This window comes from Pseudomonas sp. SDI (assembly GCF_003105155.1).
GTDB lineage: Bacteria > Pseudomonadota > Gammaproteobacteria > Pseudomonadales > Pseudomonadaceae > Aquipseudomonas.
In genome coordinates this window covers 1-19,937 of record NZ_QETK01000006.1, presented here as the reverse complement: position 1 = coordinate 19,937, position 19,937 = coordinate 1, and the positions used below count along the sequence as shown (strand labels likewise).

Below are 19,937 nucleotides of genomic sequence, written 5' to 3'. Positions count from 1 at the left end.
CTCAGAGCAGGCCGAGTTGTTCGGCCGGTGGTGCCCTGTCCAGTTCAGGCAAGGCCGGCAACCCCGGCAAACGCTCCATCAAGCGCTGATGAAAACGCTGCGCCAGAGCCGCCGCCAGGCGGTTGTCGGCAGTGTGCAGAAAAACATAGGGGCTGCGACCTTCCTCGATCCAGCCCGCCACCTTGTCCAGCCATGGCTGTAGAAACGGCTCGTTGGCTTCAAGTTCCGGGTGGCCGATGAAACGCACCTGCGGGTGCTGGCTGAAGGCTGTCGGTCGCGGCGGTACCCGCGGTTTTTTCGACTGTGCGTGAAGCACCCCGGGGTCACGCGAGGTGCAACTGAACAGCGCGCGCGGGTCGAGACAGATACGCTCGATGCAGCGTTCGTGCAACAGCCGGTTGAGCAAGCGCTCTTCCTCGCCTTTGGCAAAGAACGCCTGATTGCGCACCTCGACCGCCACTGGCACACCGATCTCATCGATAAAGCTCAGCAACTCGCCGAGCCGCGCCGGGCCGAACATTGCCGGCAACTGCAACCAGAACGGCGCCACGCGTGCGCCCAGCGGTTTGAGCAGTTCGACAAAGGTGTGGGCCGCCGTGAGCTGCTCGCGTAGGTCGCCAGCGTGGCTGATGTCGCCGGGGAACTTGGCGGTAAAGCGAAAATGCGCCGGCATCAGTTGGGCCCAGCGTTCGAGGGTGGCCGGCGCCGGGCGCGCATAGAAGGTGGTGTTACCTTCCACGGCGTTGAACACCTGGCTGTAGAGGCCGAGGAAATCGCTGGTTTTGGCGTCGGAGGGATACAGGTAATCGCGCCAGGCGTTCTCACTCCAGGACGGACAACCTACAAAATATGGAAGGGATGGAAAACTCATCCCTCAAATGTACAGGTCTAGCCCCAGTACTTCCATGTCCCAGTCGACAAAGCCGGCCGTGGTCAGGTAGGCGGTAAGCGCATGCTTGGTGCGCTTGTCGCGGGCGCGGGGGAAGATCATGTCTTGCGGTCGGGCTGGCAGGCCGCCTGTGCGGCTGGCGCCGGCCGGTTGCCCCTGGACCTCGTACTCGCCCGGCAGCGCGTCTTCGTCGTCCACCGCCTCGTCACGCACCGCCGGCTTACGCAGGGGGCGCTTGATCGGATAGGACTGGGAAGAAAAGCCGTCGATACGCATGGAAAGGTACTCGGAACCAATGATGGCAATTTAGCGGCACCTGAGGCCTTTCGCAAATGCCCGACTGATAACTGGACCACAGATCGGGCAAAACGTTTTACTTTGATTGGCGATAACCGACCAAAGGCAATCAGCGGCTTTTTGGCGTCGCAACGTTGTCGCGCAGGTAGACAGGCTGGGCCTGATCGGCCGCGATGGCTTCACCGCGAGCCCAGGCGAACTGGGCCAGGTTCAGCAGGTCGAGGGCGTGCGGCAGCATGCCAGCATCGATGCCGGCGACGTTCACCGGCAGGCGCTCGGCATAGGCCCAGCCGGTGCCCGCGCCAAACAGCTCGCCACTGATTTGGGCGGGGACAATCACCTGCTCCGGCGGCAGTACCACTTCGCTACCGAGCAGGCGCATCTCGCCGGCGCTTTCCTGGTAGCAGCCCCAGTACACCTCGTCCATCCGCGCATCGATGGCCGCGGCCACCTGCCGCGCGCCGTGCTCGCGCAAGGCGCGCTGGGCCAGCACGGCCAGGTTCGACACCGGCAGCACCGGCCGCTCCAGCGCAAAGGCCAGGCCCTGGACCACGCCGATGGCGATCCGCACGCCGGTGAACGCCCCGGGACCACGACCGAAGGCGATGGCATCGAGCGCCGACAGGGCGATGCCAGCGTCGCCGAGCAGGGTCTGGATCATCGGCAACAGCTTCTGCGCATGCAGGCGCGGGATCACCTCGTAATGGCTAAGCACCTTGCCATCATGGAGCAAGGCAACGGAGCAGGCTTCGGTGGCGGTATCGAGGGCCAGCAAGGTGGTCATCGGGGCTTCCAGGCGAGAGAAAAAAGAGCGCCATTATAAACAACAACGGCCCGCAAGCGGGCCGTTGTTCTGCACATCCCGAGGGACGGATCAGCTCAGCGCGGCAAGCACCTTGGTGGTGATCGCATCAACCGAACCGACACCTTCGATGTGGCTGTACTTCGGCTTGCCGCCGTTGGCAGCCGACAGCTTCTGGTAGAAGTCCACCAGCGGCTTGGTCTGCTCGTGGTAGACCGACAGACGATGACGCACGGTTTCTTCGGTGTCGTCTTTACGCTGCACCAGGTCTTCACCGGTGAGGTCGTCTTTACCTTCAACCTTCGGCGGGTTGTAGACCACGTGGTAGACGCGGCCCGAGGCTTCGTGAACGCGGCGGCCGGCGATACGCTGCACGATTTCTTCGTCGGCAACGGCGATTTCAACCACGGCGTCCAGCTCGACGCCGGCCGTCACCAGGGCTTCGGCCTGAGGAATGGTGCGTGGGAAACCGTCGAACAGGAAGCCGTTCGCGCAGTCGGCCTGGGCGATGCGGTCCTTGACCAGGTTGATGATCAGTTCGTCGGAGACCAGCTTGCCGGCATCCATGATCGCCTTGGCTTCCAGACCCAGCGGGGTGCCAGCCTTGACCGCAGCACGCAGCATGTCGCCAGTGGAGATCTGCGGAATACCGAATTTCTCGGTGATGAACTTTGCCTGAGTACCTTTACCGGCCCCGGGAGCTCCCAGCAGAATTACGCGCATCTTGTGCTCCTCATTTTTTTGTAAGCAAATCAATGGATTCGCCACGTCGGGCCAATCCCAAAAATCGGGTTATGACCATAAATTGGTCAAAAGGCTGCTCAAGATACACAGCCGCCCCAGACCACACAAGCGGGCGAAAGTTGGAAAAAGCCATGGTCGGGGCTGCTTTGGGGACAGGGTTGCGCCGGGCGCAACCCTATTCGTGGAGACCTTCGCCCAGCGTTGCTGGAGGCGGAGCCAACCCGCACCGCCCCGCCCTTGCCGACCTCAACCGGTGTTGCGCAACCCGGCCGCGATACCGGCCACAGTCACCAGCAATGCTTGCTCCAGAGGGCTGTCCAGAGCGGCTTCGCGGCCGCGCGAGCGGGCCAGCAGTTCGGCCTGCAATAGATGTAGCGGATCGAGGTAGGTGTTGCGCAAGCGGATGAATTCGAGGGTCTCGGGGCTGTGCGCGAGTAGCACCGGCTGCCCGGTCAGCCCCAGCACCACCTGGCACGCCTGCGACAATAGGTCGCGCAGATGCGCACCTAAAGGTCGCAGTTGCGGTTGCACTAGACGTTCGTCGTAGGAGCGGGCGATCTCCGCGTCGGCCTTGGCCAACACCATCTCAAGCATGTCGATGCGGGTCCGGAAGAACGGCCACTGCTCACGCATCTCGGCCAGCAATGGCCCCTGCCCGCGCGCCAGCGCATTGTTCAACGCGGCTTCCCAACCGAGCCAGGCCGGCAGCATCAGGCGGGTCTGGGTCCAGCCGAAGATCCACGGGATCGCCCGCAGGCTTTCGATGCCACCGGCACGCCGCTTGGCCGGGCGGCTGCCCAGCGGCAGACGGCCCAGTTCCTGTTCCGGAGTGGACTGGCGGAAGTACTCGACGAACGCGGGATTCTCGCGCACCACGCCACGGTAGGCCTTGACCCCGTCGGCCGCCAACTGGTCCATCAGCGCACGCCAGGCCGGCTGCGGTGGCGGTGGTGGCAGCAGGGTCGCTTCGAGCACTGCGGCCAGGTACAGGTTGAGGTTCTGCTCGGCGATGTCCGGCAGGCCGAACTTGAAGCGGATCATCTCGCCCTGTTCGGTGGTGCGGAACCGCCCGGCCACCGAGCCCGGCGGCTGCGAGAGGATCGCCGCGTGGGCCGGGCCGCCGCCACGGCCGACGGTGCCGCCACGGCCATGGAACAACAACAGCTCAACCTGCTGCTCACGACAGATGCGCACCAGGGTTTCCTGCGCGCGGTACTGGGCCCAGGCTGCCGCCGTGGTGCCGGCGTCCTTGGCCGAGTCGGAATAGTCAATCATCACTTCCTGCGGGCCATGCAGCCCGGCGCGATAGCCCGGCAGGCCGAGCAGGCGCGCCATCACCGGGCCGGCGTTGTCGAGGTCGGCAAGGGTTTCGAACAGCGGCACCACGCGCATCGGCCGCAACACCCCGGCCTCTTTGAGCAGCAATTGTACCGCCAGCACGTCGGAAGCGGCGCCGGCCATGGAGATCACGTAGGAGCCCAGCGAGGCGGCCGGTGCGGCGGCGATTTCGCGGCAGGTGGCCAGCACCTCGGCGGTGTCGGCCTGTGGCTGGAAGTGACTCGGCAACAGCGGACGACGGTTGTTCAGTTCGCGTTGGAGGAACGCGATGCGCGCCTCTTCGTCCCAGTCCTCATAGCGCCCGAGGCCGAGGTACTCGGTGATTTCGCCGAGCGCGGCGGCGTGCCGGGCGGCGTCCTGGCGCACGTCCAGGCGGACCAGGAACAGGCCGAAGGTCACCGCCCGGCGCAGGCAGTCGAGCAACGGCCCGTCGGCAATCACGCCCATGCCACAGGCGTGCAGCGATTCGAAACAGAGCAGCAGCGGCTCGAACAGCTCGCGGTTGTCCTGCAGCACCTCGGCGCCAGGCGCCTGGGCGCTGGCCAGGGATGCCTGGGCCCAGGCGCGGGTAACGCGCAGGCGCTCGCGCAGTGCCTTGAGCAGCGCCCGATACGGCTCGGCAGACCCACCGACCTTGGCCCGCAAGGCCTCGCTGGCCTGCTGCATGGACAGCTCGGCGGCCAGCGCATCGATGTCGCGCAGGAACAGGTCGGCGGCCATCCAGCGCGCCAGCAGCAGCACTTCGCGGGTGACCTTGGCGGTGACGTTCGGGTTGCCGTCACGGTCGCCGCCCATCCATGAAGCGAAGCGGATCGGCGCGGCCTCCAGCGGCAGGCGCAGGCCGGTGGCGGCGTGCAGGGCCTTGTCGACCTTGCGCAGGTGATGCGGGATGGCCTGCCACAGCGAATGTTCGATCACCGCGAAGCCCCACTTGGCTTCGTCGACCGGGGTCGGCCGGGTGCGGCGGATTTCTTCGGTGTGCCAGGCTTCGGCGATCAGCCGTTGCAGGCGTTCGCGGATCTGTTCGCGCTCGGCCGGGATCAGGTCGCGGTGATCCTGGGCGGCGAGCTGTTCGGCGATGGCGTCGTACTTCTGGATCAGGGTGCGCCGCGCCACCTCGGTGGGGTGGGCGGTGAGCACCAGCTCGATGCTCAGCTTGCCCAGTTGCCGGGCCAGAGCGTCGTCGCTGTGGCCGGCGGCCTTGAGCCGGGCCAGCAGTTCGGGCAGCACCCGCGATTCGAAGGGTTCCGGCTGGCCGGCCTCGCGACGGCGAATCAGCTGGTACTGCTCGGCGATGTTCGCCAGGTTGAGAAACTGGTTGAACGCTCGTGCCACCGGCAGCAGTTCGTTCTCGTCGAGGTCGGCGAGGCTGGAGCTCAGTTGCTCGGCGCTGCCGCTGCGATCGGCCTTGGCACTGCGGCGGATGGCTTCGATCTTCTGCAAAAATGCTTCGCCGTGCTGTTCGCGCACGGTATCGCCCAACAACTCGCCCAACAGATGAACATCTTCACGCAAGCGCACATCGATATCGGTCATCAGCCTTATCTCCAGCATTCGGGAAAACCGCTCTGGGTCCAGAGTGCCCCACTACCGCTGGTGCTTTCAAGGCAGACCACGGCGAGCAGGCGGGCTAAGCTCAAGACATGCCCGTGGGCTTTGAACGAGGTCATCATGAAAATTCGCGAACTGGCCGAACACTGGGAGCACAGCGCCAAAGGCCGCCTGACGGCGACCGGCCATGTGCTGCATCTGGACGTGGAAGCCGCGGCGCGCCTTGCCGCACTGGCGGAGATGTATCCGAAACGCCAGCCGGAAGAACTGCTCGGGGAGCTGCTCGGGGCGGCGCTGGAAGAGCTGGAGGCAAGCTTTCCGTACATCAAGGGCCAGCAGGTGATCGCCACCGACGAGGAAGGCGATCCGCTGTATGAGGACATTGGCGCGACGCCGCGCTTTCTCGCGCTTTCCCGGCGCTACTTGCGCGACATGAGTACGCGCAAGGATGAATCCACGCACTGACCTGTCAGCCAGTAAAACCCCGCTGAATTCCCCCCTGAGGGAGCCTCCCCGATACACCTGCGCGCACCCGATAGTTCCCGAAAAAACTCACTGACCGATCAGTCAGTAAAAAGCTCCACCCCGCACGAATTTTTTCTGAACTATTCAAAAATCGCTTCGGTCACAGCCAATAGCCATTACGGCAAAACCCTTCCGCCACGGGTAACTGTCTTCCTCGTGGCGGTCGGGCCCGCCGATGGACTGCTACGGCATTCGTCGTTCATCAGGAGTGATCCAATGGAGTTGACCACTATGAAGACCCGCACCGCACACACCTCGTTCAGCCACCTGCGCGGGCTCAAGCTGGCCGCGCTGGCACTGGGCAGCAGCCTGGTTCTGGCCGGCTGTGCCGGCAACCCGCCCAGCGAGCAATACGCCCTGGCGCAATCGGCAGTGAATTCCGCCGTCACTGCGGGCGGTACCGAGTTTGCCGCCGTGCAGATGAAATCGGCTCAGGACAAGTTCAAGCAGGCCGAAATTGCCATGCACGACAAGAAGTATGACGAAGCCCGTACCCTGGCCGAACAAGCCGAATGGGATGCCCGCGTCGCCGAACGCACGGCCCAGGCCGCCAAAGCCCAGAAAGCCGTGCAGGACGCCCGCCAGGGGGTTCAGGACCTGCGTGAGGAAGGCATGCGCAGCGTGCAGTAAGCCGCCGCCCGCCCACCGTGCATTCGTAATCGATCAAAGGATGAACCACTATGCGTAAACACGTGATGATCCCCGCCCTCCTGGCCCTGAGCGTTGGCCTGGCCGCTTGCTCTTCGCAACCGAACGCCAACCTGGAATCGGCCCGGAGCAACTTCTCCGCCCTGCAAAGCGACCCGCAGTCGAGCAAAGTGGCGGCCCTTGAAACCAAGGATGCCCAGGACTGGCTGAACAAGGCCGACAAGGCCTACATGGACAAGGAAAACGAGAAGAAGATCGACCAACTGGCCTACCTGACCAACCAGCGTGTCGAGGTGGCGAAACAGACCATCGCCCTGCGTACCGCTGAAAACAACCTGAAAAATGCCGCTGCGCAACGCGCCCAGGCCCGCCTGGACGCCCGCGACGCGCAGATCAAACAACTGCAGGACAGCCTCAACGCCAAGCAGACCGAACGCGGCACCCTGGTGACCTTTGGCGATGTACTGTTCGATTTCGACAAGGCCAACCTGAAAAGCAGCGCCTTCCCGAACATCACCAAGCTGGCGCAGTTCCTCAACGAGAATCCTGACCGCAAGGTGATCGTCGAGGGCTACACCGACAGCAAGGGCTCGGCGAACTACAACCAGTCGCTGTCCGAGCGGCGGGCCAACTCGGTGCGTGCTGCCCTGGTACGGGCTGGGGTAGATCCGGCACGGATCGTGGCGCAAGGCTATGGCAAGGAGTATCCGGTTGCCGACAACAGCAGCAACTCGGGTCGCGCGCAGAACCGTCGGGTGGAAGTGACCATTTCCAACGACAACCAGCCGGTGGCGCCGCGTTCAGTTAGTCAATTGAACTGATTGACTGAAGGGCCTCATCGCGGGACGAGCCCGCTCCCACAGAAGAGCACAGTCGCTTTTGCGTGGGAGCGGGCTCGTCCCGCGATGCTTTTATGAAGGCTTACTGAACCTGCTGCGGGGTTTCCTGGCCCATGCAACGTACCGCCTGCTTCTTGTTGTCCACCAGCACACCGGTCAAGCCCTTCTGCGAGGTGTCGAACAACACCAGCACGCCATCGATGCACTGCGCCACCTGCGGCGCCGGGCTCAGCGAGACCTTGTAGTCTTCCCCCGGAATGGTCTTGAGCATGGTGAAGTCCGACAGCAGCAAGGCATCCTCGGGCTTGGCGAAATGCAGGTAACCGTAGTACCACAGGCAGCCCACCGTGCCGATGATGCTGCAGATGCCGGTAATGATCAGCGGGATGGCGTTGCGTTCTTCACTCATTGCGACTTCTCGTCAGGGTAATTAGGGACCTCGGCCAAACGCCGCAGCCCGTTGAAATGTTCGGGGTCATCCAGGAACCGCAGCATCACCTGGCGCCAGGTCGGGTCGGCAAACGTCTGCACATGCCCACCTCGGGTCAGTTGCAGCACCCGTGGCGGCGGCGCCGCCTGATACAGCTGCAGGCCATTGACCAGCGGCACGATCGGGTCGTCGATGCTATGAAAGAACAGCTTCGGTGGCGTGTTCAATTGATCAATTGAACGTATGGCACTGTCGCCATCCGGCACCAGCCATGACAGCGGCACCTGAAACGCCCACAGCAACCACGACGTGCTCAGGGCAAACTGCCCAACCTCGCGGTAGCTGGCCGGTACCCCATCGAACACCAGCGCCTGGAAGCGCCGACGCTGCTCGGGGTGCTCGCCCAGGTAATGAATCGCCAACGCCCCACCCAGGCTCTGCCCCAGCAGCACCAGCGGTTTGCCGGCAACCTCCGGGGCCTGCTGCAGCCAGCCCATGGCGGCGTCGATGTCCTGGTACACCGCCGGCAACGACGGCTTGCCTTGCGACAGGCCGTAACCGCGATAGTCGAGCAACAACACCTGGTAGCCCTGCTCTGGCAACCACCAGCTAGCGCCCAGGTGCCAGGCCAGGTTGCCGCCATTGCCATGCAGGTGCAGCACCGTACCCTTGACCTCAACGCCGTCCTTGGCTGGCAACCACCAACCATGCAGGCGGGTGCCGTCGGCGGCCGTGAGGGTCACGTCGCGGTAGGCAAGCTTGGCTTTCTCTGGGGTGAACGGCTGCCCAGGCTCGGGGTAGAACAACAGCGAACTGCAGCCGCCCAGGCTCGCCAGCAACAGGCCAAGGCCCAGCCAGCGCCGCCCGTGCTCAGAGAATGTTCGAATAGTCGGCTTCAATCCGGTCCAGGCTCAGGTGATTGAGGAAGTTGGAGAAACACATCCAGGCCGACAGCGCGTTCAGGTCGCGGAACTGCTCCGGCAGGTATTTGGGTGGCTCCACCAGGCCTTCGTCGACCAGTTGACGCAGGGTACGCATGTCTTCCAGGGTGGTCTTGCCGCAGAACAGCAAGGGAATCTGTTCAAGCTTGCCCTTTCTCACGGCCAACTGAATGTAGTTGTAAACCATGATGAAGCCCTTGAGGTAGGACAAGTCTTTGGTAAACGGCAGGCCATTGGGCACCGAGCCACGGAATACCCGACTGGCGTTGCCGTAGCTCTCGGCCATCTCGAAGCCCTGGGCGCGGAAGAATTCGTAGACCTGCATGAAGTCGGCGCCCTCCTCGACCATGTGGATCGCCCGCGTGCGGTTGGTGAGCTTGCGCAGGCGGCTCGGGTAAGAGGCGAAGGCAATCACTTCCATCAGGATCGCCAGGCCTTCCTGGGTCACCGTCGACGACGGCGGGCCCTTGGCCAGGAAGGTGCAGATCGGCTGATTGAGGCCGTTCAGGGTAGTACCGACATGCACCAGCCCTTCATGCACCTCCAGCGCGCGCACATCGCGGCTGTTGAACATGGCATCGGCGCGGATCTTGATGTAGTCGGCGCCGGCCGCCGCATCGGCAACGATGCCGTCGGACTCGAACACCCGGATGGTTTCCTCGGCCTCGCCGAACACCTTGTTCAGCCGGCCCTGGAGCAGCTCCACGGCCTGTTTGGCGGTGAGGTTCTTCGGTTCGTCCTTGAGGTCGCCACGGCCGTCGATGTTGTTCAGGTAGTCGGAAAGCATCAGGCCAAGGTCGGCCAGGGTTGGGTCGCCGGCATGGAAGGCGTCGGAGGCGGCGCCGTAGAGCTCCTGCGAAATCAGCCCGAAGTCCTCGGTGCCGCGCGCTTCGAGCATGCGCACGACCATGCGGTACTCCTTGCACATGCGCCGCATGATCTGTCCAACCGGGTTGAACTGGCCGAGTTGGCGGGTGATGTCGCGCTCGATGTTCTGGAACTCGAGCTTGACCGCGCTGGAATCGAACGACAGCGGCCGTCGCTGGTAGTAGCTGCGGTCCACCGCCGGCATTTCCTTGCCCTTGGCCTTGAGGAAACCCTGGCGAATCGAGTCGTCCCACTTCACCGCATCGAGCACGCGGATGGGTGTTTGTGCCAGGACTATGCGATCTGACAGGGTACGGATCGTCTGCTGGTACTCGTCCACCCCAAGCTCCTTGTTCTACGGGTTCGGTAAGTTGCAGTTATTTGCCGGCGCGCTGGAATCGCGCGACTTCGACGAACAGGTCGGAATTGGCCGGGTCGTCGAGGTAGGCCAGCACGCGCGCCGACGGGCTGTCGATCAGCACGCCGCTGCCGTTGTCCTCGGGCACCTCGATGCTGCGCCCGCTCAGTTCCTTGTTCTTCAAGGCCTGGTTGATCTGCTCGACGTCGAGGTTGTAGACCACCAGTTCCTTGCCATCGATCACTTCGAAGCCGCCAATCAGGAAATTGCCGCCCAGGCGCTTCGGCACCCCGGCCGACAGGTACCAGCGGTTGCCGTGGCGGGCGACGGTAAAGGCATAGTCTTCGGCCTTGCGGTGCTTGCCGCTGGCCACGGCCTTGTAGGCATTGCCACCACTGCGGCTGATCTGCAGGGTCAGCGGCTCGCCCCAGGCGTCCTTGCTGCTCCATTTGCCGAGCAGGGCCTTGGGCGCCGCCTCGTTGGCTGGGATCGGCTCATTGAAGGTCACCAGGCAACCGCCCAACAGCAGGAAGGTCAGGGCCAACAGCACACGCCAGGCGTTCATCCGGTTCTCCTTGGAAAGTGAGTCGCGACCTACACCGAAGCCAGCACCAGATGCAGGTAACGGGTAAGGATAGCGAGCATCTGCGCATCGGTCTGCGGCGCCGCAGCCTCTAGCAGGCCCTGATATTCCATCTGCTCGATAATGGCCGTCAACACTATGGCATCTTGCTGCGGCTGGCGCGAACCAACGACCTGCAGCAGTTGGCAGGTGCCACGCATGAGAATCTGCTCGTGCAGGCGCACCAGTTCGGCCAGCCGTGGGCACAGCAATGCCTCTTGACGGAAGGCCTGCTCGGCCATGAGGAAGTCGCGGCGGTTGCTCAACTGACGACGCACATAGTCGGCGGTCATCTTCGCCACCTCGTCGGCCAGCCAGGCGCGCGATTGCGGGGTGCCATCGTCCTGCGCCAGCAACTGGCGCAGGATCACCTCGCTGTTCTCCCACAGCCGGGCCATGTAGGCGGCGCTGCGTTCGACGTACTGGGCGAAGGTGTCGCTGAGCAGGTCCTGGATATCGTTGAAATAATAGGTGGTGGCCGACAGCGGCACCCCGGCCTCGGCGGCCACCGCACGGTGGCGCACGCCGCGCACGCCATCGCGGACGATGATGCGCATGGCGGCATCGAGAATGTCCTGACGGCGTTGCTCGCTACCCTGTCGACTGGCCTTGCGGCCCTGATACTGAACACTTTCCGCTACCGCTGTGGCTACGCCGGCAGCACCTTGTTGAGCCATTGCAGGGGTCACTACGCATCTACTCCAGAAATCGGGTCAAAACGGGAAAACACGGGGCGCAGGCATGAAAAAGCCGCCCCGAAAGGCGGCTTGTTCAATGCACTCAGGCTTGTGGGCGCATGTGCGGGAACAGGATCACGTCGCGGATCGACGGGGAGTTGGTCAGCAGCATCACCAGACGGTCGATGCCGATGCCTTCACCGGCGGTTGGCGGCATGCCGTACTCCAGTGCGCGAACGAAGTCGGCGTCGTAGTGCATGGCTTCGTCGTCACCGGCGTCCTTGTCGGCCACCTGGGCCATGAAGCGCTCGGCCTGGTCTTCGGCATCGTTGAGCTCGGAGTAGGCGTTGGCGATTTCGCGGCCGCCGATGAACAGCTCGAAGCGGTCGGTGACGTTCGGGTTGTCGTCGTTGCGGCGCGCCAGCGGCGACACTTCGAACGGGTACTGGGTGATGAAGTGCGGCTGCTCCAGCTTGTGCTCGACCAGCTCTTCGAAAATCATCACCTGCAGCTTGCCCAAGCCTTCGAAGCCGAGCACCTTGGCACCGGCCTGCTTGGCGATGTCGCGGGCCTTGTCGATGTCCTGCAGATCGGCGGCAGTGATGTGCGGGTTGTACTTGAGAATCGAGTCGAACACCGACAGCCGGATGAACGGCTCGCCGAAGTGGAACACCTTGTCGCCGTACGGCACGTCGGTGCTGCCCAGGACCAGCTGCGCCAGCTCGCGGAACAGCTCTTCGGTGAGGTCCATGTTGTCTTCGTAGTCGGCGTAGGCCTGGTAGAACTCGAGCATGGTGAACTCGGGGTTGTGCCGGGTCGAAACACCTTCGTTACGGAAGTTGCGGTTGATCTCGAAGACCTTCTCGAAACCACCGACCACCAGGCGCTTGAGGTACAGCTCCGGGGCGATACGCAGGTACATCTGCATGTCCAGCGCATTGTGGTGGGTTTCGAACGGCTTGGCCGCAGCACCGCCCGGAATGGTCTGCAGCATCGGCGTTTCCACTTCGAGGAAGTCACGCTTCATCAGGAAGCTGCGGATATGGGCGATGACTTGCGAACGCACGCGGAAGGTTTCGCGCACGTCTTCGTTGACCATCAGGTCGACGTAGCGCTGGCGGTAGCGCTGTTCGGTGTCGGTCAGGCCGTGGTGCTTGTCCGGCAGTGGGCGCAGCGACTTGGTCAGCAGGCGCACGTTGGTCATTTCGACGTACAGGTCGCCTTTGCCGGAACGGGCCAGGGTGCCTTCGGCGGCAATGATGTCGCCCAGGTCCCAGGTTTTCACTGCGGCCAGGGTTTCTTCCGGCAGGGTTTTACGGTTGACGTAGACCTGGATGCGCCCGGTCATGTCCTGGATCACCATGAACGAGCCACGGTTGAGCATGATGCGACCGGCAACCTTGACCGGGATCGCTGCAGCTTCCAGCTCTTCCTTGGTCTTGTCGACGTACTGTTTCTGCAGGTCGTTGCAGAAGGCGTCGCGGCGGAAGTCGTTGGGGAAGGCCTGACCCTTGGCGCGCTCGGCGGCAAGTTTCTCCTTGCGCAGGGCGATCAGGGTGTTTTCTTCCTGTTGCAGGTCTTGCGGGTCGAGTTTGAGGTCGCTCATGTCGTCAGATTTTCCATCAGGGGTTCATTGCCCCCTTGCCGTCGGCAAGGGATCGCGGGCAAGGCCCGCTCCCTCAGGAGCGCGCCGTTGCCGCCGCCGGGTGTTGCGTTACAGCCCCTGCTTGAGGCTGGCTTCGAGGTATTCGTCGATATCGCCGTCGAGCACCTTGTCGCAATCGCTGCGTTCGATGTTGGTGCGCAGGTCCTTGATCCGCGAGGCGTCGAGCACGTAGGAACGGATCTGGTGACCCCAGCCGATATCGGACTTGCTGTCTTCCAGCGCCTGCGAAGCGGCATTGCGCTTCTGCATTTCCAGCTCGTACAACTTGGCCCGCAGCATTTTCATGGCGGTGTCCTTGTTCGCGTGCTGGGAGCGTTCGTTCTGGCAGCTGACCACGGTGTTGGTCGGTACGTGAGTGATCCGTACGGCCGAGTCGGTGGTGTTGACGTGCTGACCGCCGGCACCGGAGGAACGATAGGTATCGATCCGCAGGTCGGACGGGTTGATCTCGATTTCGACCTTGTCGTCGATCTCGGGGGACACGAACACCGCCGAGAACGAGGTGTGGCGACGGTTGCCGGAGTCGAACGGGCTCTTGCGGACCAGGCGGTGGACGCCGATCTCGGTGCGCAGCCAGCCGAAGGCGTATTCGCCCTTGATGTGCACGGTGGCGCCTTTGATCCCGGCGACTTCGCCGGCCGACAGTTCCATGATGGTGGCGTCGAAGCCGCGCTTGTCGGCCCAGCGCAGGTACATGCGCAGGAGGATGTTGGCCCAGTCCTGGGCTTCGGTGCCGCCGGAGCCGGCCTGGATATCCAGGTAAGCGTTGTTCATGTCCATTTCGCCGCTGAACATGCGACGGAATTCGAGCTGGCCGAGGGACGCTTCCAGGCCCTGGAGCATTTCGACCACGTCGTTGACGGCGCTTTCGTCATGTTCTTCGACGGCCATGTCAAGCAGTTCGCGGGCGTCGGTCAGGCCGCTGCTCAGTTCGTCCAGGGTGTCGACGATCTGCGCCAGGGCGGCGCGTTCGCGACCCAGTTCCTGGGCGTATTCGGGTTTGTTCCAGACAGCCGGGTCTTCCAGCTCGCGGTTGACTTCGATCAGGCGCTCATGCTTTTGATCGTAGTCAAAGATACCCCCGAATAGATTCGGAACGCTCGGTCAGGTCCTTGATGGTATTCAGGATCGGGTTGATTTCCATGGTCGGGCAGCTCTCGTGCGTATTCTGTGAAAAGCCGGAGAGTATAACCGAGTGTGCTGGGTGCGGGGAGTCTGTCGGACCAGTGTGAAGCTATCGCCGGAGGCACCCGCCGCCACAGCAGCGCGCAGTGGCACTGCCGTGGCGGCGGGCTCGGCCGTAAGGCCCTTCGATCAGGCAATCCCGACCTGGTTCCGACCATTGTCCTTGGCCTGGTACAGGCCCTTGTCGGCCGCCGAAATCAAGTTCCGACAATGGCTGCCAATCGCCGGCGTCTGCGTCGCCAGGCCAATGCTCACGGTCAGGTGCGCGCCCTCGCCCGGCGTGCAGTGCGGGATCTTCATCGCGGCCACGGTCTGGCGCAGCTTTTCTGCCACCAGCCGCGCCCCACCCGGCGACGTATTCGGCAGCACCAGCGCAAACTCCTCGCCACCATAGCGCGCCGGCAGATCGCTCGGCCGGCTGCAGCACCCGCGAATCGCCTCGGCCACCTTGCGCAGTGCCTCATCGCCCTCCAGATGACCGAAGCTGTCGTTGTAGGCTTTGAAGTAATCCACATCGATCATCAACAACGACACCTGCGTCTGATCGCGCATCGCCCGCCGCCATTCCAGTTCCAGGTACTCGTCGAAGTGCCGGCGGTTGGACAACCCGGTCAAACCATCGGAGTTCATCAAGCGCTGCAACACCAGATTGGTATCGAGCAACTGCTGCTGGCTGACCCGTAATGCCCGGTACGCCTCGTCGCGCTGCAACAAGGTGAGGTAGGAGCGCGAGTGATAGCGGATCCGCGCCACCAGCTCGATGTTGTCCGGCAGCTTGACCAGATAATCGTTGGCCCCGGCGGCAAACGCCGCACTCTTGACCAGCGGGTCTTCCTTGGTCGACAGCACGATGATCGGAATATCCTGGGTCGCCGGGTTGGCCCGGTACTCGCGCACCAGGCTCAGGCCATCGAGGCCAGGCATGATCAGGTCCTGGAGAATCACCGTCGGCTTGATCCGAATGGCCTGCGCCACCGCCTGGTGCGGGTCGGCACAGAAGTGGAAGTCGATATTCTCTTCCAGGGCCAGGCCACGCCGCACCGCCTCGCCGATCATGGCCTGGTCGTCGACCAGCAGCACCATCGCCGAGTTTTCATTGGTCGCGGGAAATCCGTCGATCGGTAAATCATTCATGCGCTGTCACCTGGTCACTGCCGGCCAGCCGGCATGGCTCAATACATATCGTCATTTCGGGAAAATTTCCATGAGTCGTGGCGCGATCCGCTCCAACGCGCGGATTTCCACCGCAGCATCGATTGCCGCTGCCGCCTTGGGCATGCCATACACCGCACTGCTCTGCTGATCCTGGGCAATGGTCAGGTAGCCCTGCTGACGCATCAACTTGAGCCCCTGCGCGCCATCGCGCCCCATACCGGTCAGTAGCACGCCGACGGCGTCGCCCTGCCAGTAACGCGCCACACTTTCGAAAAACACGTCGATGGACGGCCGGTAGATCTCGTTCACCGGCTCGGCCGTATACGCCAAGGTACCGTCCTTGAGCAGACGAATATGGTGATTGGTGCCCGCCAGCAACACGTGCCCCGGTTGCGGTGGCTCGCCCTGGCACGCCAGGCGCACCGACAACCCGGAAGCACTGCTCAGCCACTCGGCCATACCGGCGGCAAACACCTGATCCACATGCTGCACCAGCACGATGGCCGCCGGAAATTGCCGCGGCAGGTCCTTGAGCAGAACCTCCAGCGCCGCCGGCCCACCCGCAGACGAACCAATGGCCACCAGCGCCTGGCGTTGCGCGGCCTGACGCAGCGGCGTCGCCACCGGCTGCACCTTGTTCGAGCGCTGCTGGCCGATCAGCCAACCAATATTGAGGATCTTGCGCAACAGCGGCGCCGCCGCCTCGCGCGCATCGCCGGCGCCCAGCGCCGGCGTGTCGACCACATCCAGGGCACCATGGCCCATGGCCTCGAACACCCGATGCACGTTCTGTTGACGGTCGACGGTGACAATCACGATGGCGCACGGGGTATCGGCCATGATTCGCCGTGTGGCCTCGACCCCATCCATTACCGGCATGATCAGGTCCATCAGGATCAGGTCCGGTGTGTGCTCGGCACAGCGCTGCACTGCGTCGGCGCCGTTGCCCGCGACCCAGATCACCTGGTGCGCCGGCTCGAACGCCAGCGCCCGGCGCAAGGCCTCCACAGCGATGGGCATATCGTTGACGATGGCGATCTTCATCCCTGGGCTCCCCCGATCAACTCAACCACGGCCTCTAGCAAGGCGTCGTCATGGAAACTTGCCTTGGCCAAATAGTAGTCGGCTCCGGCATCCAGTCCACGCCGACGATCTTCCTCGCGGTCCTTGTAGGAAACCACCATCACCGGTAGCGATTGCAGACGGCTGTCGCGGCGCAACAGGGTGACCAGTTCGATACCGTCCATGCGCGGCATGTCGATGTCGGTGATCAGCAGGTCGAAGTCCTCGCTGCGCAGGGCATTCCAGCCATCCATGCCGTCCACCGCCACCGCTACTTCATAGCCGCGATTGCTCAGCAGCTTGCGTTGCAGTTCGCGCACAGTCAGCGAGTCGTCGACCACCAGGACGCGCTTGCGCACCACTTCGCGGGAAACCCGCTGGCCACGCTCGATGCGTTCCAGGCGGCCGGTACTGAGCAGTTTCTCCACCGACCGCAGCAAGTCTTCGACGTCGACGATCAACACCACCGAACCGTCGTCGAGCAGCGCCCCGGCGGAAATGTCCTGCACCTTGCCCAGTCGCGCATCCAGCGGCATCACCACCAGCACGCGCTCGCCGATCAAGCGTTCGACAGCCACCCCGTACAGGCTTTCGCGCTCACGGATGACCACCACATTGATGCTCTTGCCGTCGGTCTCGCTGATCGGCCGGTTGAGCAACTGGCTGGCTGCCACCAGGCCGATATGTCGACCTTCGTGCCAGAAGTGCTGGCGCCCCTCGATCTGCACGATGGCCTCGGCCGGTAGCGCCAGGGTCCGTTCGATGTGTGCCAGCGGGAAGGCGTAGGCTTCGCCCCCCACCTCCACCACCAGGCTGCGCACCACCGATAGGGTCAGCGGCACTTCGAGATGGAAGCAGCTACCCTGGCCACTCACCTGGCGCAGCTCGATGAAGCCGCGCAACTGGCGCACCATGTGCTGCACGGCGTCCAGCCCGACGCCGCGCCCGGACACTTCGGTGACCTTGTCGCGCAGGCTGAAGCCCGGCAGGAACAGGAAGGTCAGCAGTTCTTCGTCACTCATCTGCGCAACGGTTTCCGCCGGCGACAGCTGGCGGGCGACGATACTCTGGCGCAAGCGCTCAAGGTCGACACCGGCTCCGTCGTCGCTCAGTTCCAGCACCAGCAGGCCGGCCTGGTGCGAAGCGCGCAGGCGGATCTGGCCTTCCAGCGGCTTACCGGCCAGCAGGCGTTGTTCGGGGGATTCGATGCCATGGTCGACGGCATTGCGCAGCAGGTGGGTCAGCGGTGCTTCGAGTTTTTCCAGCACGTCGCGGTCGACCTGGGTCTTGTCGCCCTCGATGTCCAGGCGCACCTGTTTGCCCAGCGAGCGCCCGAGATCGCGGACCATCCGGCTCTGCCCGGTGAGCACGTCGGCAAACGGCCGCATCCGGCAGGCCAGTGCGGTGTCATACAACAGTTGTGCCCGTTGCGCGGCCTGCCAGCCAAACTCGTCGAGGTCGCTGGCCTGTTGCAACAGCATCTGCTGGGTTTCGCCGAGCAGGCGTTGGGCCAGGGCCAGGGCGTCCTGCAGTTCGGGGGGCTGGCCGCTAACGTCCAGCTGTAATTTCAGCTCGTCGAGGGCGCGAATGCTCTGGCCATGCACGCGTTTGAGGCGCTGCAAGGTGGCCAGGTACGGCTTGAGCCGCTGGGTTTCGACCAGCGACTTGCTCGACAGGTCGAGCAGACTGTTGAGCCGCTCGGCGGTCACCCGCAGGACCCGTTCGCCGCCTTCGGTGCGTTGTTTCTTGCGCTTGACCTGGGCGTCGAGCGCTGGCTCGGCAAGGCTTTCCGGCTCGGGCTCCGGCGGCGACGCCGGGGCAACCGGCGCCGGCACCTCGATCAGCAGTTCAGGCAGCGGCTCGACAACCGGCGGCACCACCGCCGGTGCCGCGCCAGGGTCGAGCAGGCCAGCCATCTGCACCAGAAACGCCTGCACGGCCGCGTCGGTGGAGGCATCCCCCGGTGTGGCAATACGCATCAGCAAGTCGGTGCCCTGCAGCAGCGCGTCGATGTGTTCCGGGCGCAGGCGCAGGCGGCCCTCCTGCGCCTCTACCAGGCAATCCTCCATGACGTGCGCCACACTGACCCCGGCATCCACCCCGACAATCCGCGCCGCGCCCTTGAGCGAGTGCGCGGCGCGCATGCAGGCTTCGAGCTGGTCGGCCAGGGTCGGATCGCGCTCTAGCGCCAGCAGGCCGGCACTGAGCACCTGAGTCTGCGCCTCGGCCTCCAGGCTGAACAGTTCGAGCAACGAAGCGTCGCGCATTTGCTCGGGGGTCATGACAGGCTCCGGTTCACGGCAGACAACACCTCTTGTTCATCCAGCACCCGCACGCTGCGCCCGCGCCACTGCAGCACGGCGGCGGTGAAGCGCGATTCGTTGGCGCCCTCACCGTTCAACTGCCTGGGCTCCAGGGCATGAATGCCGTCGACCTCGTCGACCTTGAGCACCACCGAACCGCCACTGGCCGCGACGATCAGCATACGCGGCATGACCCGCGCCGCCGTCGCCGGCTGCGCCGTCACTTCCAGGCCCAGCAGGTCGCCCAGCGACAGGCACGGCACCAGTGCACCACGCACGTTGGCCACGCCCTGCAATACCCGCGAGCGCTGGTGCGGCAACGAATGCACCGGTTGCAGCGGAGCCACTTCGACCAGGCAACGGGTGGCCAGCGCCAACCACTCCTCGCCAAGCCGGAACAGCAGCAGCGAGCGGCCGCCGCGCACTTCGCCGTCCTGCTCGCTGTCGTCGCGCACGTGCGCATCCTGGGCCAACGCATAGCGATCGAGCAGGCGCGTCGCCGCAGCGGCGTAGACATCGCAGTTGCGGCAGTGGATATGCGCTTCCAGCAGCGGGCAGCTCTTGTCGCCGCGGATCCCGATGCGGTTCCAGCAATCGTCGATGGCCTCGATATCGTTGGCGATCACGTCCAGTTCACCTTGTCCGTTCATCGTTCGGGCTCCCGCTCGCTACGCCCGGCGCGCGCCGCACGTTCTTGCAGGCGGCGCGCGCCGGCTTCGTCGCCTTGGGCGGCGAGGAGCATGGCCAGGTGCAGCAACGCTTCGGCGTGCTGCGGGTCAAGGTACAGGGCCTTGCGGTAGTGCATCAGTGCCTGGCTGCTGTCGCCGGCAGTGTCGCTGAGCAGGCCGAGCCAGTAATACACCGGCGCGGCCGGTTCGAATCGTTGCAGGTACTGCTCGCACGCGGCCCGCGCTTGTTGGTGCTGACCGGCGTTGGCCTGCTGGGCGATCTGCGCCAGCAGTTGCCCGGCCTGCTCGTTAGGCGTGCTGACAGGCGCGGCGAGCGGCGCCGGGGCCAGGCTGCGGCGTGGCGCCAACT

At 64.1% G+C, this 19,937-nt stretch carries 20 protein-coding genes; 3 read left to right on the top strand and 17 right to left on the bottom strand.

Annotated elements, in window-relative coordinates; translation table 11 throughout:
- Position 1 precedes the first annotated feature (1 nt).
- From DCO48_RS05245 to ppc, 5 genes are all read right to left on the bottom strand, one after another.
- Entirely contained in the window at positions 2 to 871 is an 870-nt protein-coding gene (locus DCO48_RS05245) for a DUF72 domain-containing protein (RefSeq protein WP_116549560.1), read from the bottom strand.
- Positions 872 to 874: 3 nt separating this feature from the next.
- Positions 875 to 1,165 carry a hypothetical protein gene (locus DCO48_RS05240; RefSeq protein ID WP_116549559.1) on the bottom strand — a complete coding sequence of 97 codons (291 nt, stop codon included), beginning with the start codon at positions 1,163 to 1,165 and terminating at the stop codon, positions 875 to 877.
- Positions 1,166 to 1,295: 130 nt separating this feature from the next.
- The gene (gene tsaB, locus DCO48_RS05235; RefSeq protein ID WP_116549558.1) at positions 1,296 to 1,970 is read right to left on the bottom strand and encodes a tRNA (adenosine(37)-N6)-threonylcarbamoyltransferase complex dimerization subunit type 1 TsaB; all 675 of its coding nucleotides are present in this window, start codon (positions 1,968 to 1,970) and stop codon (positions 1,296 to 1,298) included.
- Between the two features lie 90 nt (positions 1,971 to 2,060).
- Positions 2,061 to 2,711 (bottom strand): adenylate kinase, encoded by a 651-nt coding sequence (gene adk, locus DCO48_RS05230; protein ID WP_116549557.1) that lies wholly within the window; start codon positions 2,709 to 2,711, stop codon positions 2,061 to 2,063.
- 267 nt (positions 2,712 to 2,978) lie between these two features.
- The gene (ppc, locus tag DCO48_RS05225) at positions 2,979 to 5,606 is read right to left on the bottom strand and encodes a phosphoenolpyruvate carboxylase (RefSeq protein ID WP_116549556.1); all 2,628 of its coding nucleotides are present in this window, start codon (positions 5,604 to 5,606) and stop codon (positions 2,979 to 2,981) included.
- Between the two features lie 135 nt (positions 5,607 to 5,741).
- Here ppc and DCO48_RS05220 point away from each other — a divergent pair, with 135 nt between their 5' ends.
- The 3 genes from DCO48_RS05220 (at position 5,742) to DCO48_RS05210 (ending at position 7,615) form a co-directional block, all read left to right on the top strand.
- Positions 5,742 to 6,086 carry a pilin assembly protein gene (locus tag DCO48_RS05220; RefSeq protein WP_116549555.1) on the top strand — a complete coding sequence of 115 codons (345 nt, stop codon included), beginning with the start codon at positions 5,742 to 5,744 and terminating at the stop codon, positions 6,084 to 6,086.
- A 276-nt stretch (positions 6,087 to 6,362) separates the two neighbouring features.
- Positions 6,363 to 6,776 carry a DUF4398 domain-containing protein gene (locus DCO48_RS05215; protein ID WP_116549554.1) on the top strand — a complete coding sequence of 138 codons (414 nt, stop codon included), beginning with the start codon at positions 6,363 to 6,365 and terminating at the stop codon, positions 6,774 to 6,776.
- 50 nt (positions 6,777 to 6,826) lie between these two features.
- Positions 6,827 to 7,615, top strand: coding sequence for an OmpA family protein (locus tag DCO48_RS05210; RefSeq protein ID WP_116549553.1), 789 nt, complete (start codon positions 6,827 to 6,829; stop codon positions 7,613 to 7,615).
- Between the two features lie 100 nt (positions 7,616 to 7,715).
- On the opposite strand, the gene DCO48_RS05205 is transcribed toward DCO48_RS05210, so the two are convergent.
- The 12 genes from DCO48_RS05205 to DCO48_RS05150 form a co-directional block, all read right to left on the bottom strand.
- Positions 7,716 to 8,042: a hypothetical protein gene (locus tag DCO48_RS05205; protein ID WP_116549552.1), complete on the bottom strand. Its 327-nt coding sequence runs from the start codon at positions 8,040 to 8,042 to the stop codon at positions 7,716 to 7,718.
- Positions 8,039 to 8,962, bottom strand: a complete 924-nt coding sequence (locus tag DCO48_RS05200) for an alpha/beta hydrolase (protein ID WP_116549551.1) — start codon at positions 8,960 to 8,962, stop codon at positions 8,039 to 8,041. The genes DCO48_RS05205 and DCO48_RS05200 overlap by 4 nt, the downstream gene beginning before the upstream one ends.
- Positions 8,934 to 10,211, bottom strand: coding sequence for a flavohemoglobin expression-modulating QEGLA motif protein (locus DCO48_RS05195; protein WP_116549550.1), 1,278 nt, complete (start codon positions 10,209 to 10,211; stop codon positions 8,934 to 8,936). The genes DCO48_RS05200 and DCO48_RS05195 overlap by 29 nt, the downstream gene beginning before the upstream one ends.
- Positions 10,212 to 10,248: 37 nt before the next feature.
- Entirely contained in the window at positions 10,249 to 10,794 is a 546-nt protein-coding gene (locus DCO48_RS05190) for a hypothetical protein (RefSeq protein ID WP_116549549.1), read from the bottom strand.
- A 29-nt stretch (positions 10,795 to 10,823) separates the two neighbouring features.
- Positions 10,824 to 11,528, bottom strand: a complete 705-nt coding sequence (locus DCO48_RS05185) for a TetR/AcrR family transcriptional regulator (protein ID WP_116549548.1) — start codon at positions 11,526 to 11,528, stop codon at positions 10,824 to 10,826.
- A 103-nt stretch (positions 11,529 to 11,631) separates the two neighbouring features.
- Positions 11,632 to 13,134, bottom strand: a complete 1,503-nt coding sequence (gene lysS / locus DCO48_RS05180; protein WP_116549547.1) for a lysine--tRNA ligase — start codon at positions 13,132 to 13,134, stop codon at positions 11,632 to 11,634.
- 108 nt (positions 13,135 to 13,242) lie between these two features.
- Positions 13,243 to 14,338 (bottom strand): peptide chain release factor 2 gene (gene prfB, locus DCO48_RS05175; protein WP_116549546.1). Its coding sequence is split into 2 segments (ribosomal slippage): positions 13,243 to 14,265 and positions 14,267 to 14,338, totalling 1,095 coding nucleotides; the frame shifts between segments, so codons are not numbered across the junction.
- A gap of 170 nt (positions 14,339 to 14,508) precedes the next feature.
- On the bottom strand, positions 14,509 to 15,513 hold the full coding sequence (locus DCO48_RS05170) for a PleD family two-component system response regulator (RefSeq protein WP_116549545.1): 1,005 nt from the start codon (positions 15,511 to 15,513) through the stop codon (positions 14,509 to 14,511).
- A gap of 51 nt (positions 15,514 to 15,564) precedes the next feature.
- Positions 15,565 to 16,578 (bottom strand): chemotaxis response regulator protein-glutamate methylesterase, encoded by a 1,014-nt coding sequence (locus DCO48_RS05165; RefSeq protein WP_116549544.1) that lies wholly within the window; start codon positions 16,576 to 16,578, stop codon positions 15,565 to 15,567.
- The gene (locus DCO48_RS05160) at positions 16,575 to 18,878 is read right to left on the bottom strand and encodes a hybrid sensor histidine kinase/response regulator (RefSeq protein ID WP_116549543.1); all 2,304 of its coding nucleotides are present in this window, start codon (positions 18,876 to 18,878) and stop codon (positions 16,575 to 16,577) included. Before DCO48_RS05160 ends, DCO48_RS05165 begins: the two co-directional genes overlap by 4 nt.
- Positions 18,875 to 19,549, bottom strand: a complete 675-nt coding sequence (locus DCO48_RS05155; RefSeq protein WP_116549542.1) for a chemotaxis protein CheW — start codon at positions 19,547 to 19,549, stop codon at positions 18,875 to 18,877. The genes DCO48_RS05160 and DCO48_RS05155 overlap by 4 nt, the downstream gene beginning before the upstream one ends.
- The coding region (locus DCO48_RS05150; RefSeq protein ID WP_133247589.1) for a tetratricopeptide repeat protein at positions 19,546 to 19,937 on the bottom strand (392 nt) is incomplete at its 5' end. The genes DCO48_RS05150 and DCO48_RS05155, both read right to left, overlap by 4 nt.